General features: G+C 72.0%; 22 protein-coding genes. 7 read left to right on the top strand and 15 right to left on the bottom strand.

Going from position 1 to position 19,717, the window contains the following annotated elements:
* Nucleotides 1–4 precede the first annotated feature (4 nt).
* The 7 genes from SM447_RS23390 to SM447_RS23360 all read right to left on the bottom strand — a co-directional run bounded on the left by SM447_RS23390 (nucleotide 5) and on the right by SM447_RS23360 (nucleotide 7,008).
* Nucleotides 5–583, bottom strand: coding sequence for a response regulator transcription factor (locus SM447_RS23390; RefSeq protein WP_474574994.1), 579 nt, complete (start codon nucleotides 581–583; stop codon nucleotides 5–7).
* 178 nt (nucleotides 584–761) lie between these two features.
* Entirely contained in the window at nucleotides 762–1,367 is a 606-nt protein-coding gene (locus tag SM447_RS23385; protein WP_474574993.1) for a response regulator transcription factor, read from the bottom strand.
* A gap of 1,896 nt (nucleotides 1,368–3,263) precedes the next feature.
* Entirely contained in the window at nucleotides 3,264–4,196 is a 933-nt protein-coding gene (gene tatC / locus SM447_RS23380; RefSeq protein WP_474574992.1) for a twin-arginine translocase subunit TatC, read from the bottom strand.
* Between the two features lie 18 nt (nucleotides 4,197–4,214).
* Nucleotides 4,215–4,502, bottom strand: a complete 288-nt coding sequence (gene tatA, locus SM447_RS23375; RefSeq protein ID WP_281604096.1) for a Sec-independent protein translocase subunit TatA — start codon at nucleotides 4,500–4,502, stop codon at nucleotides 4,215–4,217.
* A 250-nt stretch (nucleotides 4,503–4,752) separates the two neighbouring features.
* Nucleotides 4,753–5,001: a hypothetical protein gene (locus SM447_RS23370; RefSeq protein WP_474574991.1), complete on the bottom strand. Its 249-nt coding sequence runs from the start codon at nucleotides 4,999–5,001 to the stop codon at nucleotides 4,753–4,755.
* A 10-nt stretch (nucleotides 5,002–5,011) separates the two neighbouring features.
* On the bottom strand, nucleotides 5,012–6,022 hold the full coding sequence (locus SM447_RS23365; protein WP_474574990.1) for a helix-turn-helix transcriptional regulator: 1,011 nt from the start codon (nucleotides 6,020–6,022) through the stop codon (nucleotides 5,012–5,014).
* On the bottom strand, nucleotides 6,019–7,008 hold the full coding sequence (locus SM447_RS23360; protein WP_474574989.1) for a helix-turn-helix transcriptional regulator: 990 nt from the start codon (nucleotides 7,006–7,008) through the stop codon (nucleotides 6,019–6,021). Before SM447_RS23360 ends, SM447_RS23365 begins: the two co-directional genes overlap by 4 nt.
* Nucleotides 7,009–7,243: 235 nt before the next feature.
* On the opposite strand from SM447_RS23360, the gene SM447_RS23355 reads away from it, so the two are divergent.
* Nucleotides 7,244–8,341, top strand: a complete 1,098-nt coding sequence (locus SM447_RS23355) for a DUF3866 family protein (protein ID WP_474574988.1) — start codon at nucleotides 7,244–7,246, stop codon at nucleotides 8,339–8,341.
* A 66-nt stretch (nucleotides 8,342–8,407) separates the two neighbouring features.
* Here SM447_RS23355 and SM447_RS23350 read toward each other — a convergent pair whose 3' ends face one another.
* From SM447_RS23350 to rfbA, 4 genes are read right to left on the bottom strand one after another with little or no spacing between them, the layout of a single operon-like run.
* A complete protein-coding gene (locus SM447_RS23350; protein WP_474574987.1) occupies nucleotides 8,408–8,593 on the bottom strand; it encodes a hypothetical protein in 186 nt (61 codons plus the stop codon).
* Nucleotides 8,594–8,647: 54 nt separating this feature from the next.
* The gene (gene pafA / locus SM447_RS23345; protein WP_474574986.1) at nucleotides 8,648–10,006 is read right to left on the bottom strand and encodes a Pup--protein ligase; all 1,359 of its coding nucleotides are present in this window, start codon (nucleotides 10,004–10,006) and stop codon (nucleotides 8,648–8,650) included.
* Between the two features lie 57 nt (nucleotides 10,007–10,063).
* Entirely contained in the window at nucleotides 10,064–10,681 is a 618-nt protein-coding gene (locus tag SM447_RS23340; protein ID WP_474574985.1) for a dTDP-4-dehydrorhamnose 3,5-epimerase family protein, read from the bottom strand.
* Nucleotides 10,678–11,589: a glucose-1-phosphate thymidylyltransferase RfbA gene (rfbA, locus tag SM447_RS23335; protein WP_474574984.1), complete on the bottom strand. Its 912-nt coding sequence runs from the start codon at nucleotides 11,587–11,589 to the stop codon at nucleotides 10,678–10,680. Before rfbA ends, SM447_RS23340 begins: the two co-directional genes overlap by 4 nt.
* An 85-nt stretch (nucleotides 11,590–11,674) precedes the next feature.
* Here rfbA and rfbB point away from each other — a divergent pair, with 85 nt between their 5' ends.
* Genes rfbB through SM447_RS23305 form a run of 6 tightly spaced genes read left to right on the top strand, consistent with a single transcriptional unit; the run spans nucleotide 11,675 to nucleotide 16,969 of the window.
* Entirely contained in the window at nucleotides 11,675–12,673 is a 999-nt protein-coding gene (gene rfbB, locus SM447_RS23330; protein ID WP_474574983.1) for a dTDP-glucose 4,6-dehydratase, read from the top strand.
* Nucleotides 12,670–13,554, top strand: coding sequence for a dTDP-4-dehydrorhamnose reductase (gene rfbD / locus SM447_RS23325; protein ID WP_474574982.1), 885 nt, complete (start codon nucleotides 12,670–12,672; stop codon nucleotides 13,552–13,554). The genes rfbB and rfbD overlap by 4 nt, the downstream gene beginning before the upstream one ends.
* On the top strand, nucleotides 13,551–13,949 hold the full coding sequence (locus SM447_RS23320) for a DUF2304 family protein (protein ID WP_474574981.1): 399 nt from the start codon (nucleotides 13,551–13,553) through the stop codon (nucleotides 13,947–13,949). Before rfbD ends, SM447_RS23320 begins: the two co-directional genes overlap by 4 nt.
* On the top strand, nucleotides 13,942–14,643 hold the full coding sequence (locus SM447_RS23315; protein ID WP_474574980.1) for a glycosyltransferase family 2 protein: 702 nt from the start codon (nucleotides 13,942–13,944) through the stop codon (nucleotides 14,641–14,643). Before SM447_RS23320 ends, SM447_RS23315 begins: the two co-directional genes overlap by 8 nt.
* Nucleotides 14,643–15,944 carry a lipopolysaccharide biosynthesis protein gene (locus tag SM447_RS23310; RefSeq protein ID WP_474574979.1) on the top strand — a complete coding sequence of 434 codons (1,302 nt, stop codon included), beginning with the start codon at nucleotides 14,643–14,645 and terminating at the stop codon, nucleotides 15,942–15,944. The genes SM447_RS23315 and SM447_RS23310 overlap by 1 nt, the downstream gene beginning before the upstream one ends.
* Nucleotides 15,941–16,969 (top strand): glycosyltransferase family 2 protein, encoded by a 1,029-nt coding sequence (locus SM447_RS23305; RefSeq protein ID WP_474574978.1) that lies wholly within the window; start codon nucleotides 15,941–15,943, stop codon nucleotides 16,967–16,969. Before SM447_RS23310 ends, SM447_RS23305 begins: the two co-directional genes overlap by 4 nt.
* Nucleotides 16,970–17,050: 81 nt before the next feature.
* On the opposite strand, the gene prcA is transcribed toward SM447_RS23305, so the two are convergent.
* From prcA to SM447_RS23285, 4 genes are all read right to left on the bottom strand, one after another.
* The gene (prcA, locus tag SM447_RS23300; RefSeq protein ID WP_474574977.1) at nucleotides 17,051–17,881 is read right to left on the bottom strand and encodes a proteasome subunit alpha; all 831 of its coding nucleotides are present in this window, start codon (nucleotides 17,879–17,881) and stop codon (nucleotides 17,051–17,053) included.
* A 61-nt stretch (nucleotides 17,882–17,942) separates the two neighbouring features.
* Nucleotides 17,943–18,782, bottom strand: coding sequence for a proteasome subunit beta (prcB, locus tag SM447_RS23295; RefSeq protein WP_474574976.1), 840 nt, complete (start codon nucleotides 18,780–18,782; stop codon nucleotides 17,943–17,945).
* Entirely contained in the window at nucleotides 18,701–18,964 is a 264-nt protein-coding gene (locus tag SM447_RS23290) for an endonuclease VII domain-containing protein (protein WP_474575149.1), read from the bottom strand. Before SM447_RS23290 ends, prcB begins: the two co-directional genes overlap by 82 nt.
* 412 nt (nucleotides 18,965–19,376) lie before the next feature.
* Nucleotides 19,377–19,592, bottom strand: coding sequence for a ubiquitin-like protein Pup (locus tag SM447_RS23285; RefSeq protein ID WP_092380345.1), 216 nt, complete (start codon nucleotides 19,590–19,592; stop codon nucleotides 19,377–19,379).
* Nucleotides 19,593–19,717: the final 125 nt, after the last annotated feature.

Below are 19,717 nucleotides of genomic sequence, written 5' to 3'. Positions count from 1 at the left end.
GCGGTCAGATCCATCCGGCGTCACGGGCCACCCGCACGGCCTCCACTCTGGTCCGCGCGCCCGCCTTCCGGATGATGCGGCCGAGATGGTTGCGGACCGTGCCGGGAGCGAGCCCGAGCGACCCGGCCACCTCCATCACCGGCGCGCCACCCGCGGTCAGGTCGAGGATCTGCGTCTCACGCGGGGTGAGCGGGCTGTCCCGGTGCAGCGCCGCCATCACCAACTCCGCGTCGACCACCGGCTCCCCACGAGCCAGCCGGCGGATCCCGTCGACCACCCGCTGTGGTGGAACGTCGTTGCCCAGGATGCCGACGGTCCGGGACGGGGTGAGCATCGTGTGCAGACTGCCGGCCCGGCGCGGCTCGGCGAGCACCAGCAGCGGGCAGGTGCCCGCCACCGGCAGGTCCTCCACCAGGTCGAGGTCGACCACCGCCACGTCCGGGCAGCGCGTGAGGATCGTCCACTTGGCGGCGTCGCCACGATCCACCTCTGCGACCACACTGATGTCGTCCTCCGCGGCGAGCACGAGGGACAGGGCACCACGTACCAGGGCACCGTCGAGAGCGAGCAGGGTACGGATCACCGTTGGCTCCCCGAACATCGTCGCTAGATCACGGAACGTCAACATTCAAACACGGCCTGGCCGGTTCCGCCCGTCGACGGCCAGCCGACGGGAACGTCACCAACGGTCCCGGCCGGAAAACGCTTCCAGGCCGGTCAGCGGCCGGGTGGGTTCGCCGGGCGGCGAACCCACCCGGCGGTCACATCCAGCCGTCGCGCCGCGCGAGCCAGACCGCCTCCATCCGGTTGCGGGCACCGGTCTTGCGCATGACCGCTGACAGGTGGTTGCGTACCGTGCCGTGCGCCAGGAACAGCCGGCGGGCGATCTCCTTGAGCGGCAGCCCTTCCGCCGCCATCCGCAGCACCTCGACCTCCCGCCTGGTCAACGGCCCCGAGTCGGGCCGCAGCGCCGTCGCGGCGGCGACCACGTCGATGACCCGATCCCCCGCCGCCAGCGCCCGTACGGCCCGGACCAGCTCGTGTAACGGCTCGTCCTTGCCGACCAGCCCTCTCGCTCCCGCCGCCAGGGTTTCCTCCACCAGGCAGCGGCCCCACCGGTCGCTCATCGCGAGGACCGCCGTCGCGGACGCCGCCTCGGCGATCTCGGTGATCACCCCCACCGGATCGGGGGCGGTCGACGTCAGATCGACCAACACCACGTCCGGCCGGTGCCGCCGCACCATCCCGGGCAACTCGCCGATGCCCGTCGCCTCGGCGACGACCTCGATGTCCTCCTCACCGGCCAGTGCCGCGCACAGCGCACTGCGCAGCAGACCCATACTCTCGCCAACCACAACGCGGATCACCACGTAGCTCCGATCTCGGGTACGCGCCGCAGCCACCCTGGCCCCTCGACAGGACCGCACGGGCTGACGCGCGCGAACGGACTGGTCCCGGCCCGGACACGTCTGCTGCGACGGTCACGGGCGCCCGTACGACCACGCCGGGCGGTCAGCCGGGAATCCCGGTGCCGCGCGGGCGGGTCAGGGGCGGACTCAGCCGGGTCGGGCGGCCACCCCGGGGAACCGGCCCCCGTTCCCTCGATGCGGAAGGACGTCAGCGCGAGTGCTGCCGGTGGCCGGCGCCGGGCACCCGTCGAGGGTCAATGCACGCACCTTGCCGGTGCCGCCGTCGGCGCTGGTGACACCGTCTCCACCGGGCATCGGAGGGCGGGGCGGGAAGCCGGTCGGCCCCGGGGTCGATCCGGGACCCGCATCCGGCCCGCCGGCCGCGGGCCGGTGCCCCCCGGGCCCCGGCCCGGCCTCGGCCCCCGCAAGCCCAAGGAGCCCGTGGGGTGCAGCGGACGGTGGGTTCGGCGGCGAGTCTTCACCCGGTGAGGTCGCCTCCGGAACGCCCGACGGGGCACCGGTCGTCGGCGCCTGAGGCATCGGCACCCAGGGCGTCGGTGCCGACGGTATCGGGAGTGTCGGCGTCCCCGGTATCGGCACCACCACGGCAGACGACGCCCCACCAGGGCATCCCGGCACACCGGGCAGCGCGGGGGCGACCACGTCCACCACCCGCACGACGGGCGTCATCACCGTCGCCGACCCGGACGTCACCACGGCGACGACAGTGGACAGCACCGGCCGCACGACGGCCTGCGGGCGGAGGTTTGCGACTGCTGTCCCGGGCCGGGACACCAGCCCTGTCGCCACGCCGGCCACGTCCGTCAAGTCGGCCGCCGTCCTGGTCAGGTCCGTTGCCGTCCCGGTCAGGCCCGTCAGGCCCGTCAGGCCCGTCGCCGCTCCGGTCAGGTCCGCCGTCCTGGTCAGGCCCGTTAAGCCCGTCGCCGTCCTGGACAGGCCCGTCAAGCCCGTCGCCGTCCTGGTCACGTCCGGCTGAGCCGACACGTCGGCTGGTTGGTGGGGGGCCGGTCGGTGTTCGCCGATGACCGGTACGGCCGAGCGGTCCGGCAACTCCACCGGCGCGCGGCGGCCCGCTCCGGGACGATCCGGTGGACGGTAACTCGGCGTTCCGTCGGCCGCCGGCACTCGATCGGGAGGCGTGGCCACCGGCGGCCCTGCGGAACGCTCCCGACCCGGGCGGTCGCTCCGCGACCGACCTTCTTCTCCACCACGCTCGCCGCCTAGCTTGCCGGTCGCCGAGCCGCGCGACGGTTCCCGGCCCTGGCCCGGCGACCGGGCCTGATCGCGACCCGGAACCTGGGCACGGTTCCCGGCCTGCTCGTGCTTCCCCGCCTGGGCGCGGGGCCGGGCCTCCGGCTGTTCGACAAGTTCACTGATCAGGTCGTCGAGAGACGACGTGAGGCGAGGCGCCGCCGGCTCGCGCTGATCCGCGCTCACCGATGGCGTGTGGCGGGTGTCCGCGCTGGCCGGGCCGCTCGAAAGGGCTCCGAGGAGGAACCCAGCGCCCACCGCGATGGCACCCAGGAACAGATAGCGGGTGACGGTGTTCCCCCACCACCGTGCCGATGCGTCGGACTCCCGTCTGACGGTGGGTGGACGGCGGAACGTCGGACGACGCACAGGGAGGGGGCCTCTCTCTCACCAGGGACGTCGACACATCGTATTCAGTCGTTCACTCGATCGCAGGTTGCGAGAGCGCGTTGACGGATTGCCGACTGTGCGGCTGACGACAGCCCCACCGTCCGGTAAGCGAGGCGGTCGAGGTCCCGGAAAGCGACAAGCCTTCCCCATGGAGGAAGGCTTGTCGCTGCACCGGCGGAAGCGTCGTCGCGGTCAGGTTATGTCGTCGTACCGGCGGTTGATCGGCGCTGGCGCGTCGATCGGGGCCGGCGCGTCGACCGGGGTGACCGCATCGACCGGTTGGCCCGCCTCGACCGGGTCCCGGTCGAATTCGAGCGGGGACACCTCGTCGTCGTCGATGCCGGCGTAGATCTCCTTGCCCCGCCCTCGCCGCTTGTCGTTGAGGAACGCGACGCCGACCGCGGCGAAGTAGAGCGCACACAGGCACAACGCCAGCGCGGTCATGCCGAACGGATCCGGCGTCGGGGTCACCACCGCGGAGAAGGCGAAGAAGGTGAAGACCGCGACCCGCCACCAGCTCAGCAACCGCTTCGCGCTGGCGATGCCGACGAAGTTGAGCATCAGCACGATCAACGGAAACTCGAACGCCACCCCGAAGATGAGGATCATGTTGGTGACGAAGGAGATGTAACGGGTCACCTCAAGCGAGGTGTCGATCCCGGTGACTCCCGCTTCCAACAGGAAGGTCAGGCCCTTGTCGACGACGAAGAACGCCAGCGCCGCACCAGCCATGAACAGGGGTGCGGCAATCGCCACGAAGATGTAGGCGTACTTGCGCTCGTGCCGGTGCAGACCCGGCGCGATGAAGGCCCAGAGCTGATAAAGCCACACCGGTGAGGCGACGATCAGCCCGATCCAGAGCGCGAGTTTGAGTTTGAGCAGGAATGCGTCCGCCGGCCCGAGCTGGATGAACCGCTGGTCCGGCATGAGCCGGTAGTAAGGACCGGCGAGCAGGTCGAAGACCATGTCCGCCAGGACGAAACCGACCACGAAGCCGATGAGGATGGCCAGCGAGGCACGGAACAGTCGGTTGCGTAGTTCGCGGACGTGCTCGATGAGGGTCATCGAGCCGTCGGCGGCCCGCTCGAAGTTGCTCGGTCCGCGCTTGCGGAGTCCGAAGGCCACGGTTACCGGACCCGGGGATCAGTTCTCGCGGACGCGCTGCACCGGGTCGACCGGCGGCTGCACGGTGCCCTGGTAGGGCTGCTGCTGCGGGCCCGGCTGCTGCGGCGGGTACGGCTGGTAGCCGGCCTGCGCGTCGGCCTTGCTGGCGAGGTCGCGGTCGTCGTCGGCCAGGCTCTTCGTCTCGGCCTTGATGATCCGCAGCGAGCGGCCGAGGGACCGGGCGGCGTCCGGGAGCCGCTTCGCGCCGAAGAGCAGGATCAGCACGACCACGAGTACGGCGATGTGCCAGGGCTTGAGGGCATGCATGGAGGGCTCCAGTCGCACTGTGTCGATGAGGGTGGTTCCGCAGCCCATCGTACGTCCGGCAAGGGCCGTTGCCACCCGCCGGGGCGGTGGTGGTTCGTCCCGGCGGGTGAAGTCTCGGCCAACCGCGAGTGTCCCGTCAACCGGGCGGCTGGATCATTCTGCGCGAAGTCACGCCGCAGCGTGCAGGAGAGCGCACCGTGCGGGCAGGAATGTGCACGGCGCGAGGCTGGCCGGCGACCGACCGTGCGACTCAGTCGCCGCGCCGGGACCTGATCAGGACGAGCCGCTGCTGGGTCGTTTCCAGCCGGCTCTGCAACCCCTCCGCCCGCTGCTGGAGGCTCTCCGCCTCCTCACGCAGCGCCGCGGCCTCATCGGCGCGGCGCTGCAACGCCACCGCCGCCCGGCGCAGCCGGGGCAGCCGTGCCAGCACGGGTCGGACGGCCAGCGCGAGCAGAACCAACGGCACCAGCACCAGCGCGAGCACGATCCACTTCAGCACGGACGCCAGCCTACTGCCTGTCGCCGGCCGTCGCCGGGTCCGCGTCGGCCGGCACCGGCTGCGCGTACGCCTCCAGGGCCGCCACCGCCGACTCGTGCACCTGCCCGGCCAGCTCGGCCGGGGAGACGACCTCGACGTCCGGACCGAGGCCGAGCACGAACCGGCGGGCCCAGCCGAGGTCGGTGACGCGCAGCGACACCACCCACCGCTCGCCGTCGGACTCCACCCGCTCACACGGGTAGTACTCGGTGATCCACCGCTCCCCCCGGCCGATCCGCAACGTGATCAGCGGCAGATCGGGCGAGGGCCGGAACGCCCCCTCGCTCAGGTCGTGCGGTTGGGCCTGCGGCGGCACGACGGCGGGCTCGGACAGCTCGGTCACCGCGTCGATCCGGTCGGCCCGGAACAGCCGCATCGCCTCGGCGCGCCGGCACCACGCCTCCACGTACGTCCGGCCACCGACCATCAGCACCCGCAGCGGGTCGATGACCCGTTCGGTGGTCTCGTCCCGGGCGGGCGTGTAGTAGGTGATGCGCAGCGCACGACCGCTCTCCACCGCGGCGCGCAACTGCTCCACCCGCCCGGCGTCACCGGGCAACCGCACCTCCACCGGGGCGGCGACCAGGTCACCGGCCGCGTCCTCGATCTTCGCGAGGGCCCGCTCGACCGCCTCCCGGTTGCCCACCCCCGGCGTCTCGGCGAGCATCCGCAACGCCACCACCAACGCCAGCGCCTCGTCCGGGGTGAGCCGCAGCGGCCGGTCGATGCCCGCGTCGTAGGTGATGGTCACCCGGTCACCGTCGAAGGCCATGTCGATCAGGTCACCCGGGCCGTACCCGGGCAGCCCGCAGACCCACAGCAGCTCCAGGTCCTCCCGCAGCTGCCGCTCGGTGACACCCAGGTCACCGGCCGCCTCGGCGATCTCGATCCCCGGCCGGGCGAGCAGGTACGGCACCAGGTTCAGCAGCCGGGCCAGCCGGTCCGCCGAGGCCCGGGACCCCGCTCGCGCCACTCCGCTCATGGGGTCACCGCCAGTGTCTCGTGCCGGGCGGCGATCTCCTTGAGTCGTTGGATGACGGCCTCCCGGACCTCGGGCGGGTCGATCACCCGCACGTCGGGCCCGTAGCCGACGAGGTGCCCCGCCAGGGAGCAGGCGTCGCCGTACGGCAGGACCAGCCGGTCCACGTCCCGGCCGGCGGTGACCTCCACGGCCCAGCGGCGCAGCCCGGCGGCTCGGCCGGGGGCGACCAGCACGGTCGCGCGACCGGGTCGTTCCACCGGACCGGACCAGCGGGCCACGTGACTGATCAGGTCGACGTCGGTCGGCGGCTGGTAGGCGCCCGGCCCGCCGGTGGCGCGCACCGGACCCACCACCCGCGACAGGCGGAAGCAGCGGGTGGCGTCGCGGTCCAGGTCGTGGCCGACCACGTACCACCGGCCCCGCCAGCAGACCACGCCCCACGGTTGCAGCCGGCGCCGGGCGGGCGCGTCGCGGTCCGGCACCCGGTAGTCGAAGCGGACCTCCCGCCGGTCCCGGGCGGCCGCGGTCAGCGGAGCGAACGCCGGGTCGACCGTGACCATCGGCTCCAGTCCGAGGGTGGCCTGCTGATCCACGTCCACGCCGGCGGCGCGCAACTTGGCCAGCCCCGACGTGGCGGCGGCCGCCAGGCCGGCGTGCTGCCACAGTCGGGCGGCGATGCCGACCGCGGCGGCCTCGTCCGGCTTGAGGGGAATGTCGGGCAGCGCGTACTCGCGGCGCGCGATCCGGTACCCGGGCTCCGCGTCGAAGGCGCTCGCCGTCCCGGTCTCCAGTGGTACGCCCAACTCCCGCAGTTCGGCCTTGTCCCGCTCGAACTTGCGCTGGAAGGCCTCGTGCTCACGGGCGTCGTCCGGATCGTGCTCGTATCCGGGTACGGTCGCGGCGATCTGCGCGGCGGTCAGGAACCGCCGCGTGGACAGCAGGCAGATCACCAGGTTGACCAGCCGTTCGGTGCGACTACGCGACACCCGGTAGACGCTAGCAGCCCACCCGTCCCCCGCACGCACCCCGCGCCACGCACCGCCGCTCCCAGTTCCACCCCTCCCGCGATCTTGCACTTTCGGTCGCCGGTAAGCGGCTTTTGTTGAGCTATGCGGGGACAGAAAGTGCATGATCGCCGAGGCGAGAGGGGGCGGGGGTGCGTGGCGCGGGGCGGGTGGGGGCGGCCGGGTGGGGCGGTGGGGTGGGGGTTAGCGTGCGGGGGTGGTGCGGTGGCGGGTGGGCGCGGTGACGGCGGTGCGGCGGCGGTGGGCCGGGGCGGTGGAGGTGGACGTCGCCCTGGACGACGGCGGGGCGATGCGGGCGCTGGCCTATCCGGCGCTGGTCGGCGAACCCGAGCCGGGCGACCGGGTGCTGCTCAACGCCGGGGCCCTGCTGATGGGCCTCGGCACCGGTGGTTACGCCCTGGTCGTGGCGCTGCCGGACCGGCTGCCGCCGGACCCGCCGCAGGCCCTCGACACCCGCGACGCCGGCCACCTGGTCAAGGCGCGGTACACCCCGTTGCAGCCGATCCTGCTCGGCGTCGACGAGGAGGCCTCACCGCACCGGGCGGTGCTGGCCACCGCCGACGACCTCGCCGGCCTGCCGGTGGTCACCGCCGACCTGCACTCCGCGCTGCCGGCGATCCTGGCCGGGGTACGCGCCGACGCCCCCCGGGCGCGGGTGGCGTACCTGCTCACCGACGGCGGGGCGCTGCCCGCCTGGTTCTCCCGCACCCTCGCCGGGCTACGCGACGAACTGGTCGGCACGATCAGCGTCGGGCAGGCGTTCGGCGGCGACCTGGAGGCCTCGACGCTGCACAGCGGGCTGCTCGCCGCCCGGCACGTACTCGACGCCGACGTGGCGGTGGTGGCACAGGGCCCGGGCAACCTGGGCACCGGCACCCGCTGGGGGTTCTCCGGTGTGGCCGTTGGAGAGGCGGTAAACGCCGTCGCCACCCTGGGCGGTCGCCCGGTCGGTTCGCTGCGGATCTCCGCCGCCGACCCGCGTCCACGACACCGGGGCGTGTCGCACCACAGCCTCACCGCGTACGGCCGGGTGGCGCTGGCCCGCGCGGAGCTGGTGGTGCCGACGGGCCTGGAGCCGGCGCTGGCCGCCGAGGTCGACGCCGCTCTGACCCCGCTCACCGAACGGCACACCGTGATCCGGGTGGACACCGACGGGCTGGACGCGGCGCTACGCCGCAGCCCGGTGCCGCTGTCGACGATGGGGCGCGGGCTGGACGCCGACCACGCCTACTTCCTGGCGGCCGCCGCGGCCGGCCGGCACGCCGCCCGGCTGCTCGGCACCGACGAGTCCTGAACCGACAGCGTTGACAAGGGGCCCCTGCTCTACCGCAGGCGTTAACAAGGGGCCCTTCCTTTCACCTCACGCGAAGATGACGAGGGCGGCCCAGCCGCCCACGATCAGCGCCAGCGCGAGGGCCAGCACCCAGGTGGGCACCGTGTACTCGCCGCGGCGGTTACGTTCGATCTCGGCGCGGACCTTGTCGCGGCGGCGTTCGAGCCAGCCCTGCCGCTGCGCGCCCGGGGTGGGAGGTTCGGAAGGAATCATGACCGGACCAGCGTACCCGGGGCCGGCCGAACGGCACGGCCCCGGTCGGGCCCGTCACATGCTGGCGATCAGCCGCTCCACCCGCTCGTCGTACGCCCGGAACGGGTCCTTGCAGAGCACGGTCCGCTGCGCCTGATCGTTGAGCTTCAGGTGCACCCAGTCGACGGTGAAGTCCCGCCGCTTCTCCTGGGCGTGCCGGATGAACTCGCCACGCAGCCGCGCCCGGGTGGTCTGCGGCGGCGTCTCCTTCGCCTCGAAGATCTCCGGGTCGGTGGCCACCCGGTCCACCTCGCCCCGCCGCTCCAGCAGCGCGTAGAGGCCCCGGCCCCGCCGCAGGTCGTGGTACGCCAGATCCATCTGCGCCACCCGGGGGTGCGACAGCGGCAGGTCGTGCTTGCGCTGGTACCGCTCGATGAGACGCAGCTTGGTCACCCAGTCGATCTCCCGGGAGACCGGTTCCAGGTCGCCGGTCTCCACCGCCCGCAGCACCCGGCCCCACAGCTCGACCACCCGCTTGGCGGTCTGGTCGCCGCCGCGACGCTCGACGAACTCGGTCGCCTTGGCCAGGTATTCCTGCTGGATCTCCAGCGCGCTGATCTCCTTGCCCGAGGCCAGCCGCACCTTGCGCCGACCGGTGATGTCGTGCGACACCTCCCGGATCGCCCGGATCGGGTTCTCCAGGGTGAGGTCGCGCATCACCACCCCGGCCTCGATCATCCGCAGCACGATGTCGGCGGTGCCGACCTTCAGCAGCGTGGTGACCTCGTTCATGTTCGAGTCGCCGACGATGACGTGCAGCCGGCGGTACCGTTCCGCGTCGGCGTGCGGCTCGTCCCGGGTGTTGATGATCGGGCGGCTGCGGGTGGTCGCCGAGGAGACCCCCTCCCAGATGTGCTCGGCCCGCTGGGACAGGCAGTAGACCGCGCCGCGCGGTGTCTGCAGCACCTTGCCCGCACCGCAGATCAACTGCCGGGTGACCAGGAACGGGATCAGCACGTCGGCGAGCCGGCCGAACTCACCGTGCCGGGACACCAGGTAGTTCTCGTGGCAGCCGTACGAGTTGCCGGCCGAGTCGGTGTTGTTCTTGAACAGGTAGATCTCACCGGCGATGCCCTCGTCGTGCAGCCGCTTCTCCGCGTCGATGAGCAGCCCTTCCAGGATCCGCTCGCCGGCCCGGTCGTGGGCGACCAGGTCGACCACCGAGTCGCACTCGGGGGTGGCGTACTCGGGGTGTGAGCCGACGTCCAGGTAGAGCCGCGCGCCGTTGCGCAGGAAGACGTTGCTCGACCGGCCCCACGACACGACCCGGCGGAAGAGATACCGGGCGACCTCGTCAGGGGACAGCCGGCGCTGTCCGCGGTAGGTGCAGGTGACGCCGTACTCGGTCTCCAGACCGAAGATTCGCCGTTCCATGATGAGACATTAGCCGTACGGAGGCCCTGTTCGTCACTGTCGCGGTACGTGCCGGCCTCACCCGTCGGCGGAACCCGCCACGGCACCGAGACCCGCCACGTACCGGCGGCACGTGTCGTACACCGGCAGCAGACCGGCCTCCCGGGTCTCCGCCAGGCTCGGCGCGGCGTCGTCCCGGGCGGACAACAGCGGCGTGCCGGCCGGCCAGTCGATGCCCAACTCCTCGTCCAACGGGTGCACCGCGTGCTCCGCCGCAGGGTTGTACGTGGTCGAGCAGAGGTAGGTCAGGGTGGCGTCGTCGGTCAACGCGCAGAACCCGTGCCCGAGCCCTTCGGCCAGGTACACCGCGCGCCGGTCCACCTCGTCCAGGCGTACCCCCTCCCAGCGGCCGAAGGTGGGCGAGCCGACCCGCAGGTCGACGACCACGTCGAGCACCGCCCCCCGGACGCAGGTGACGTACTTGGCCTGTCCCGGTGGCACGTCAGCGAAGTGGATCCCGCGCACCACGTCGCGGGCGGAGACCGACAGGTTGCCCTGCGCGAGCCGCAGCGGATGCCCGACCGCCTCGCCCAGCCGGTCGAAGCGGTACCACTCCAGGAACACCCCCCGCGGGTCGCCGTGCTGCTGTGGGGTGATCTCCCAGGCGCCCTCGACGCTCAGCGGCCGCAGCTTCACCGGGCGCCCCCCGCCCCGTCGAACCCGCCGCCCGGCTCCTGTCGCCCGGCCACGAGCAGGTCGAGCAGGTAGTCGCCGTATCCGCTCTTGGTCAACGGCTCGGCCAGGGCACGCAGCTGCGCGTCGTCGATCAGCCCGGCCCGCCAGGCGGCCTCCTCGACGCAGCCGATCTTCATGCCCTGCCGTTCCTCGATCACCCGGACGAACTCGGCGGCCTGCATCAGCGAGGTGAAGGTGCCGGTGTCCAGCCAGGCGGTCCCCCGGTCCAGCACGGTGACCGACAGTTCACCCCACTGCAGGTACGCCTCGTTCACCGCGGTGATCTCCAGCTCGCCCCGGGCGCTGGGTTTGAGCCCCCGGGCGATCTCCACCACCCGGTTGTCGTAGAAGTACAGCCCCGGCACCGCGTACCGGGACGTCGGCCGCTGCGGCTTCTCCTCGATCGACAGCACCCGGCCGTCGGGGTCGAAGTGCACCACGCCGTAGTCCTGCGGGTTGGCCACCGGGTAGGCGAAGATCCGGCCACCCTGCGGATCACCCGTGGCCGCCAACTGCCGCCCCAGGCCCACCCCGTGGAAGATGTTGTCGCCGAGGATCAGCGCCACCGCCTCGTCGCCGATGAAGTCCGCGCCGAGCACGAACGCCTGCGCGATGCCCTCCGGCCGGGGCTGGGCGACGTACTCCAGCCGGAGCCCGAACTGGCCACCGTCGCCGAGCAGCCGCTGGAACTGGCCCTGCTCCTCCGGCGTGGTGATCACCAGGATCTCGCGTATCCCGGCCATCACCAGGGTGGAGAGGGGGTAGTAGATCATCGGCTTGTCGAAGACCGGCATCAGCTGTTTCGACACCGCCCGGGTGATCGGCCAGAGCCGGGATCCGGTGCCACCGGCGAGCAGGATTCCACGCACCCGGGGAGCCTACCGGCAACCGGACCGCCGGCGAACGCCTCGCCTGCACTGCGGAAGTGGCCGTTTCGCGTAGACTTCCGGACCCGTGAGGATCCTGGTCACCGGCGGAGCCGGGTTCATCGGTTCGGAATACGTCCGGACGCTGCTCGGCGTCCCCGGCGGCAGTGCGGCGGGCGTACCGGCCTTGAAGCCGGACGTGGTCACCGTGCTCGACGCGCTCACCTACTCCGGCAACCTGGCCAACCTCGCCCCGGTGGCCGACGACCCCCGATTCCGATTCGTACGGGGTGACATCCGTCACCCCGACGTGGTGGACCAGGCCGTCGCGGGGCATGACGTGGTGGTGCACTTCGCCGCCGAGTCCCACGTCGACCGCTCGATCGCCGGTGCCGCGCCCTTCGTCACCACCAACGTGCTCGGCACCCAGAACCTCCTCGACGCCGCCCTGCGCCACGGCGTCGGCCGGTTCGTGCACGTCTCCACCGACGAGGTCTACGGCTCGATCGCCGAGGGTTCCTGGACCGAGGACTGGCCGCTGGCGCCCAACTCCCCCTACTCGGCGTCGAAGGCCGGCTCCGACCTGCTCGCGCTGGCCTACCACCGGACACACGGCCTCGACGTGGTGGTGACCCGCTGCTCCAACAACTACGGGCCCTACCAGTACCCGGAGAAGGTCGTCCCGCTCTTCGTCACCAACCTCCTCGACGGCGGCACCGTGCCGCTCTACGGCGACGGCGGCAATGTCCGCGACTGGCTGCACGTGCACGACCACTGCCGCGGCATCGCGCTCGTCCAGCACAGGGGCCGCGCCGGCGAGGTCTACCACATCGGTGGCGGCACCGAACTGACCAACAAGGAACTCACCGCCCGGCTGCTGGAGGCGTGCGACGCCGGCTGGGACCGCGTCGTGCCCGTCGCCGACCGCAAGGGACACGACCGCCGTTACTCCCTCGACATCACCAAAATCAACAACGAGCTGGGGTACGCCCCCAGCATCGACCTCGACACCGGACTCGCCGACACCGTCCGCTGGTACCGCAACAACCGCGCCTGGTGGGAACCGCTGAAGGCGGCAGCCGAATGAGGTTCCTGGTGACCGGTGCCGGCGGCATGCTCGGCCGCGACCTGGCCGACGTCCTCGCCGCGCGACCGGAACACCAGGTCACCGCCCTCACCCGCACCGAACTCGACATCACCGACGCCGCCGCCGTACATGCCGCCGTCGACGGCCACGACGTGGTGGTCAACACCGCGGCCTGGACCGACGTCGACGGTGCCGAGCAGCACGAGCCGGCCGCCACCGCCGTCAACGGCGACGCCGTCACCCACCTCGCCACCGCGTGCGCCGTCCACGGTGCCCGCCTGCTGCACCTGTCCACCGACTACGTCTTCGACGGCACCGCCACCGCCCCGTACCCGGAGGACGCGCCGACCGCACCGGTCAACGCGTACGGTCGCGGCAAGCTCGTCGGCGAACGGGCCGTGACCCGGCTGCTGCCCGACGCCGGCTACGTGGTGCGGACCGCCTGGCTCTACGGCACCCACGGCCGCAACTTCGTCACCACCATGCTCGATCTGGCCGACCGACGCGAGGTCCTCGACGTCGTCGACGACCAGCGCGGCCAGCCGACCTGGTCCCACGCGCTGGCCCGCCACCTGGTCAGGCTCGCCGAGGCCGCTCACGCCGGACATGCCACCCCCGGCGTGTATCACGGCACCTGCTCCGGCGAAACCACCTGGTACGGGCTGGCCCGCGCGGTGTTCGCCCTGCACGGGCTCGACCCCGACCGGATCCGACCCACTACCAGCGCCCGGTTCGTGCGACCCGCTCCCCGACCGGCGTACAGTGTGCTAGGGCACGGCCGGTGGGCCGAGATCGGGCTGCCACCCCTGCCGGACTGGCACGCCACCCTGGTCGACGCGTTCGCCTCCGCCGCTCCACTCTCCCCGTGGAAGGTCGCATGAAGCTCACCCTGGTCACCGGCCTGACCGGTCTGGTCCTGCTGGCCACGATCGTGGAGCTGCTGCGCCGCCGGCAACTGCGCGAGAAGTACGGCATGCTCTGGCTCGGGCTGCTGTTCGTGGTGATCCCGCTGTCGCTGTTCCCCCGGCTGCTCGACGGCGTCGCCGACCTGCTCGGCGTCGCCTCCGGCGTCAGTCTGGTGCTCTTCCTCGGCATCGTCTTCCTCCTGCTGGTCTGCATCCACCTCAGCTGGGAGGTCAGCGCGCTGGAGGAGGAGACCCGCACCCTCGCCGAGGAGTTCGCCCTGCTCCGCGCCGAGGTCGAGGCCGAACGGGCGGAACGTGCCGAGTGGGTAGGACGCCCCGACCGGGCGGAGATGGTGTCCCGCGATGGTTAACGGCAAGCGACTGCTGATCATCATCCCGGCGCTCAACGAGGCCGCCTCCATCGGCGACGTCGTCGGCGAGATCCGGGGCGAACTGCCCGACGTGGACGTACTCGTCGTCGATGACGGCTCCACCGACCGCACCGCCGCCGTCGCCGCCGCCGCCGGGGCCCGCGTCGCCCGGCTGCCGTACAACCTCGGCGTCGGTGGAGCCATGCGGCTCGGCTACCGCTACGCCCACGACCACGACTACGACGTCGCGGTACAGGTCGACGCCGACGGGCAGCACGACCCCCGGTACGTGCCGAAACTGGTCGACCTGCTCGACGACTACGACCTGGTCATCGGGGCCCGGTTCGCCGGCGAGGGCGACTACACCGTACGCGGCCCCCGCCGCTGGGCGATGGGCATGCTGTCGCTGGTGCTGTCCGGCCTGGCCGGCACCACGCTGACGGACACCACCTCCGGCTTCCGCGCCGCCAACCGCCGGATGATCGACATGTTCGCCCGCTGGTACCCCGCCGAGTACCTCGGCGACACCGTCGAGACGCTGGTCCACGCCGCCCGGCGCGGCTACCGGATCCAACAGGTGCCGGTCGCCATGCGTCGCCGGATGGCCGGCACCCCCAGCCACTCCCCCGCCAAGGCGATGATCTACCTTGGCCGGGCTCTGGCCGTCCTCACCCTCGCCCTCATCCGCCGGTGATGCGCCGCCTGCTCCGCCTCCTCCCACCCGGCACGCTCCCCGTCGGCATCGGCCTGGCCGTGGTCGGACTGGCCGCGTACGTCCACCTCGCCCTGGCCGGGCACAACCTCGACGCCGCCGACTACTCCGCGCTGTCGGTGCTCTGGTCCGTCGTCTTCACCCTCGGCATCGGCGTGTTCTTCCCCGTCGAACAGGAGATCGCCCGCCTCGTCGCGGCCCGCCGCACCCGCGCGCTGCCACCCGGTCCGGTACTGGCCCGCGGGGCCGCCGTCGCCGCCGCCGTGCTCGGCCTGCTCCTGCTGTTGACCATCAGCACCGCCGGCACCCTCACCGACCGGCTCTTCGACGGCGACCCCACCATGGTGCCCGCCCTCGGTGGCGCCCTGGCCGCACTGGCCGTGGCACACACCACCCGCGGTGTGCTCTCCGGCCTGCGCCGCTTCGGCTGGTACGGCACCCAACTCGGCCTCGACGGCGGACTACGCATCGTGCTGGTCGCCGCCCTCGCCGTCGCCGGCGTCGACTCCCCCGTGGCGTACGCGCTGGTCCTGGTCGTGGCGCCACTGGCCGCCGTGGCACTGACCGCCGCACCGGTGGCCCGGGCCACCGGGCGCGGACCCAAGGTCCCATGGCCCCCACTGCTCCGCGGACTCGCCCTGCTCACCGCCTCCAGCCTGCTCGCCCAGGTGGTGGTCAACATCGGCGTGATCAACGTACGGCTGCTCGACCCGACCGACGTCGCCACCGCCGGCGCCCTGCTCTCCGCGCTGGTACTGGTCCGCATACCACTCTTCGTCTTCGGCTCGATGCAGGCCGCGCTGCTACCCGGTCTGTCCACCGCCGCCGCCACCGGCGACGACCGCGCCTTCGGCGCCCTGCTGCGCCGCTCCCTGGCGATCGTCACCGCCCTCGGCGTCGCCGGTGGCGTCCTCACCGCCCTGCTCGGCCCATGGCTCGTGCGAGCCCTCTTCGACGCCCCCGACGTCCTCGGCCACGGCGACTTCGTCTGGCTCTCGACGGCCACCGTGGCGTACCTGTGGGCTCTGGTGCTCGGCCAGGCGCTGCTGGCCCGCGACCGGCACCACGCCCAGGCCCTGGCCTGGATCGTCGGCGTCGCCGCGCTGGCCGGCGCGACCCTGGCCCCGCTCTCCGTCGCGCTCCGCGTCGAACTCGGCTACGCCGTGGGCTCCGTGACGGCCGCGCTCGTCATGGGCACCCTGCTGCGTCGCCGCTCGACGCCGCCGCCCGCCCCGCCGGTCGCGGCCCCGGTGCCCGCCACCACCCCCGGAGGAGCCCGATGAAACCACCCCGCGTCACCGCCGTGATGCTCGCCTACGGCACCGAACCCTGGCTGGTCGACGCCGCCCGGGCCGTGCTGGCCAGCACCGGCGTCGACATCGACCTGGTGGTGGTCGACAACGGCTGCACCGGCGACGGCATCGACGTGGTCAAGGGTCTGCCCGGCGTACGGGTCGTCCGGCCCGAGACCAACACCGGCTACTCCGGCGGCTGCAACCTCGGTGCCGCCGAGGCCACCGGCGACTGGCTGGCCTTCGTCAACTCCGACGCCCTCGTGACCCCCGACGCCCTCGCCAAGGTGGTCGCGGTCGCCGCCGAGCCGGGCGTCGGCGCCGCCATGGCCTCCATCCGGCTCGCCAACGACCCCGACCTGATCAACACCTCGGGCAACCCACTGCACTTCACCGGCCTGTCCTGGGCCGGCGGCAACGGTGAACCGGCCAGCGCCCACGCCCGGCGCACCGTGGTCCCGTCCCTCAGCGGCTGCTGCTTCGTCATCAGCCGCCACCGGTGGGAGGAACTCGGCGGCTTCCCCGACGAGTACTTCGCCTACCACGAGGACACCGAACTCAGCCTCCGGCTGTGGCAACGCGGCCTGCGGCTGGAGTACGTGCCCGACGCCGTCGTGCTCCACCACTACGAGTTCTCCCGCAACCAACTCAAGCTCTACCTGGTAGAACGCAACCGCCTGCTCACCCTGCTGACCGCCTACCAGGGCCGGACCCTGACGCTGCTGGCACCGATGCTGCTGCTCACCGAGGCCGCCATGCTCGCCACCGCGCTGGCCGGCGGCTGGGCGGCCCAGAAGGCCCGAGGCTGGGCCTGGCTGTGGCGCAACCGCGCCTGGGTACGCGACCGCCGACGACGCCTGCAGGCCGAACGTACCGTCGGCGACGGCGCCCTCGCCGAGCTGATGACCGCGCGAGTGGCTCCGTCAAATGTGGCGGCCCCGCCGGGAATGGGCCTCTTCAACGCGGTCGCCGTCGCCTGGTGGGCGCTCGTGCGGCCACTGCTCGCCCGGCACTGACCGCCCGGAAAACACGGACGGCGCCCGCCGGTCGTGACCGGTCGGGCGCCGCCGCTGTCCGGTCCGAGACCGGGATGGCGATCAGCTGCCGGACTTGTCGCCCGGCTTGTCCTCCAGGTCCGCTGAGCCGGCGGAGGTGGTCGGCTTGTGCCCCTCCTCCGTCGGCGTGCTCGGGGTCTGCGCCCGGTCGCCCTCCGCCGCCGCGCCGGCCGCGTCGCCGTCGAGCAGCGCGGTCAACGCGGCACCGGTGATCCGCCGGAAGGTGCGACCCACCCGGTTACGGTCCAGGATGGCGACCTCCAACTGGTTGCCGGCGATCGTGCGGGCGGCACCACCCTCGCCGCCGACACTGCCCAGCGCCTGCACCGCCACCTTCACCGCGTCACCGAGCGACATGTCCGGCCGGTGATTCGACTTCAGCACCCCGGAGATTGCCTCGGCCTGACCGCCCATCGCCATCCGGCCCGGCTCGTCGGTCACCGACCCGTCGTAGGTGCACCGGTACAGCGAGTCCTCCTCCGGCGTGGCACCCACCTCCGCCACGCAGATCTCCACCTCGAACGGCTTCGACTGCTCGGTGAAGATGGCGCCGAGGATCTGCGCGTACGAGTTGGCCAGTGCCAGACCCGTCACGTCCCGGCGGTCGTAGCTCAGGCCGTTCAGGTCGGCCATCCGCACACCCGCGCGGCGCAGGTTCTCGAACTCGTTGTAGCGGCCCACGGCGGCGAACCCGATCCGGTCGTAGATCTCGCTGACCTTGTGCAGGGTGCTGGAGAGATTCTCGGCAACGAAGAGCACCCCGCCGGCATAGCTCACGACCACCGCGCTGCGCCCCCGAGCGATGCCCTTGCGGGCCAACTCGGAACGGTCGCGCATGATCTGTTCGGGCGAGGCGTAGAACTGCATGGCCACGGCGGCGGCTCTCCTTCGGGCGCGTACTGGGGGAAACTGCGATCAGCTGCGGGCGGGCGGCTCAGCCACCCGGATTCTCCATCCGGCCGGCGACCACGCTCTCCGCGATCGCCGAGGTCTCCGCGTCGGTCAGCCGGTGCGTCCCCTCCGCCGTCGCGGTCATCACCACCGGGTAGATCCGCCGGGTCAGGTCGGGCCCCCCGGTCGCGGTGTCGTCGTCGGCGGCGTCGTAGAGCGCCTCCACCGCCAGCCGCACCGCGTCGTCGACGGACAGCCCGGTCCGGAACCGCTTCTTCAACGCCGACCTGGCAAACAGCGAACCGGAGCCGATCGCGTCGTAGCCAGTTTCCTCGTACGGGCCGCCGGTGACATCGAAACTGAAGATCCGCCCGGCCCGCGCCGGATCGCTGGCCGCCAGGTCGAACCCGGCGAAGAGCGGAATCACCGCCAGCCCCTGCATCGCCGCACCCAGGTTGCCGCGGATCATCGAGGCGAGCCGGTTGGCCTTGCCGTCGAGCGAGAGCATCGCGCCCTCGATCTTCTCGTAGTGCTCCAGCTCCACCTGGAACAGCCGCATCAGCTCCATGCCGATACCGGCGGTGCCCGCAATGCCCACCAGCGAGTACGCGTCCGCGGGGTGCACCTTCTCGATGTCCCGCTGGGCGATCAGGTTACCCATGGTGGCCCGCCGGTCACCGGCCATCACGACCCCACCGGCCGCCGAGATCGCCACGATCGTGGTGGCGTGCGGCGCCAGATCGGCGGCCATGCCCGGGGGCAGCGCCCGACGGCCGGGCAGCATCTCGGGAGCCACCTTGCTCAGGAAAGCCGTGAAGGAGGACGTCCCCGCGTTGGTGAACACATCTGGAAGACGCCCGGATGGATCAAAACCCGCTGCCACGTGGTTCCTCTCAGGTACGTGATGGCCCTGGCCAGCCTCGTCGGACTGTCGCGGAACTGGCCAAGACCACCGTTGCAGTTGAAGCAGAGTATCCCGCGCACCCACCCGGTGCGATGATCGTGGTCCACATGTTCCGGATCGGGGTCACCGCACACCCCGCAGACCCCGCCCTGCTCGGCCAGCAGCTCATCGAACTCCTTCTGCCCGATGCCGTACCGCCGCCGCAGGTGGTACTCGCGGTTGCCTCCGTAGAGCCTTGGGCGGTCTCCTTGCCCCGCGCGTTATGGCAAGGCTTGCAGTAGCTGTGCCGGCCGCTGGCCTTCCGGGTGGTGCTTGGGAACTCGTCCAACGGCTTGACCTGCTCGCAGTCCGGGCACCACTTCAGACCCTGACCCACCGGAGTCGCCGACCTTCGTGCGGGAGCGATGCCACGCCTGCGGCGGCTGGCCTCCGAGCGGGCGGTCGCACACGCCTTGCAGTAGTAGCCGAGGCCGTCCGCCCGACGACGGTTGCGGTGAAACTCGGTGGTGGGGAGTGAGCGCCTGCACTGGGGACATACTTTGCCCGACCGCCCGGGCAAATCGGACATATGCCCTATTCACCCCCTTTCTGGACATATCCCCTCACGAATTCTTCGGCGTTTTCCTCGAGGACGGAGTCGATCTCGTCGAGCAGGTCATCGACGTCCTCGGTGATCTCGGCGTGCCGTTCGGCGACCTCCGGGTTCGCCTCGACGGTGACGTCCTCGACCTCTTCGCCCTGACGGGACTTGCCCGACTGCGACTGACCGCCGCTGTCACGAGTGGCCATCGTTGCCTCCTCCACGATCTCCCTGCGATGAACTTACCTCGCGGCAGCGACGAAACGCCCGCCGCGCGCCGGTACCGGCGCGCGGCGGCGGACCGCGCTACGGAGGGCGGCCCGGTGGGGCAGTC

The sequence above is a fragment of the Micromonospora aridisoli genome, assembly GCF_056150025.1.
The sequence above is the reverse complement of the archived record's forward strand: the minus strand, read 5'-3'. Positions and strand labels throughout refer to the sequence as shown.

Excerpts from the sequence above, each read along its gene's own strand:
- SM447_RS23305 (WP_474574978.1), top strand. The coding sequence starts at position 15,941 with ATGAAACCACCCCGCGTCACCGCCGTGATGCTCGCCTACGGCACCGAA.
- SM447_RS23350 (WP_474574987.1), bottom strand. The coding sequence starts at position 8,593 with ATGATTCCTTCCGAACCTCCCACCCCGGGCGCGCAGCGGCAGGGCTGG.
- rfbD (WP_474574982.1), top strand. The coding sequence starts at position 12,670 with ATGAGGTTCCTGGTGACCGGTGCCGGCGGCATGCTCGGCCGCGACCTG.
- SM447_RS23365 (WP_474574990.1), bottom strand. The coding sequence starts at position 6,022 with ATGAGCGGAGTGGCGCGAGCGGGGTCCCGGGCCTCGGCGGACCGGCTG.
- pafA (WP_474574986.1), bottom strand. The coding sequence starts at position 10,006 with ATGGAACGGCGAATCTTCGGTCTGGAGACCGAGTACGGCGTCACCTGC.
- SM447_RS23315 (WP_474574980.1), top strand. The coding sequence starts at position 13,942 with ATGGTTAACGGCAAGCGACTGCTGATCATCATCCCGGCGCTCAACGAG.
- SM447_RS23285 (WP_092380345.1), bottom strand. The coding sequence starts at position 19,592 with ATGGCCACTCGTGACAGCGGCGGTCAGTCGCAGTCGGGCAAGTCCCGT.
- SM447_RS23320 (WP_474574981.1), top strand. The coding sequence starts at position 13,551 with ATGAAGCTCACCCTGGTCACCGGCCTGACCGGTCTGGTCCTGCTGGCC.
- tatA (WP_281604096.1), bottom strand. The coding sequence starts at position 4,502 with ATGCATGCCCTCAAGCCCTGGCACATCGCCGTACTCGTGGTCGTGCTG.
- SM447_RS23310 (WP_474574979.1), top strand. The coding sequence starts at position 14,643 with ATGCGCCGCCTGCTCCGCCTCCTCCCACCCGGCACGCTCCCCGTCGGC.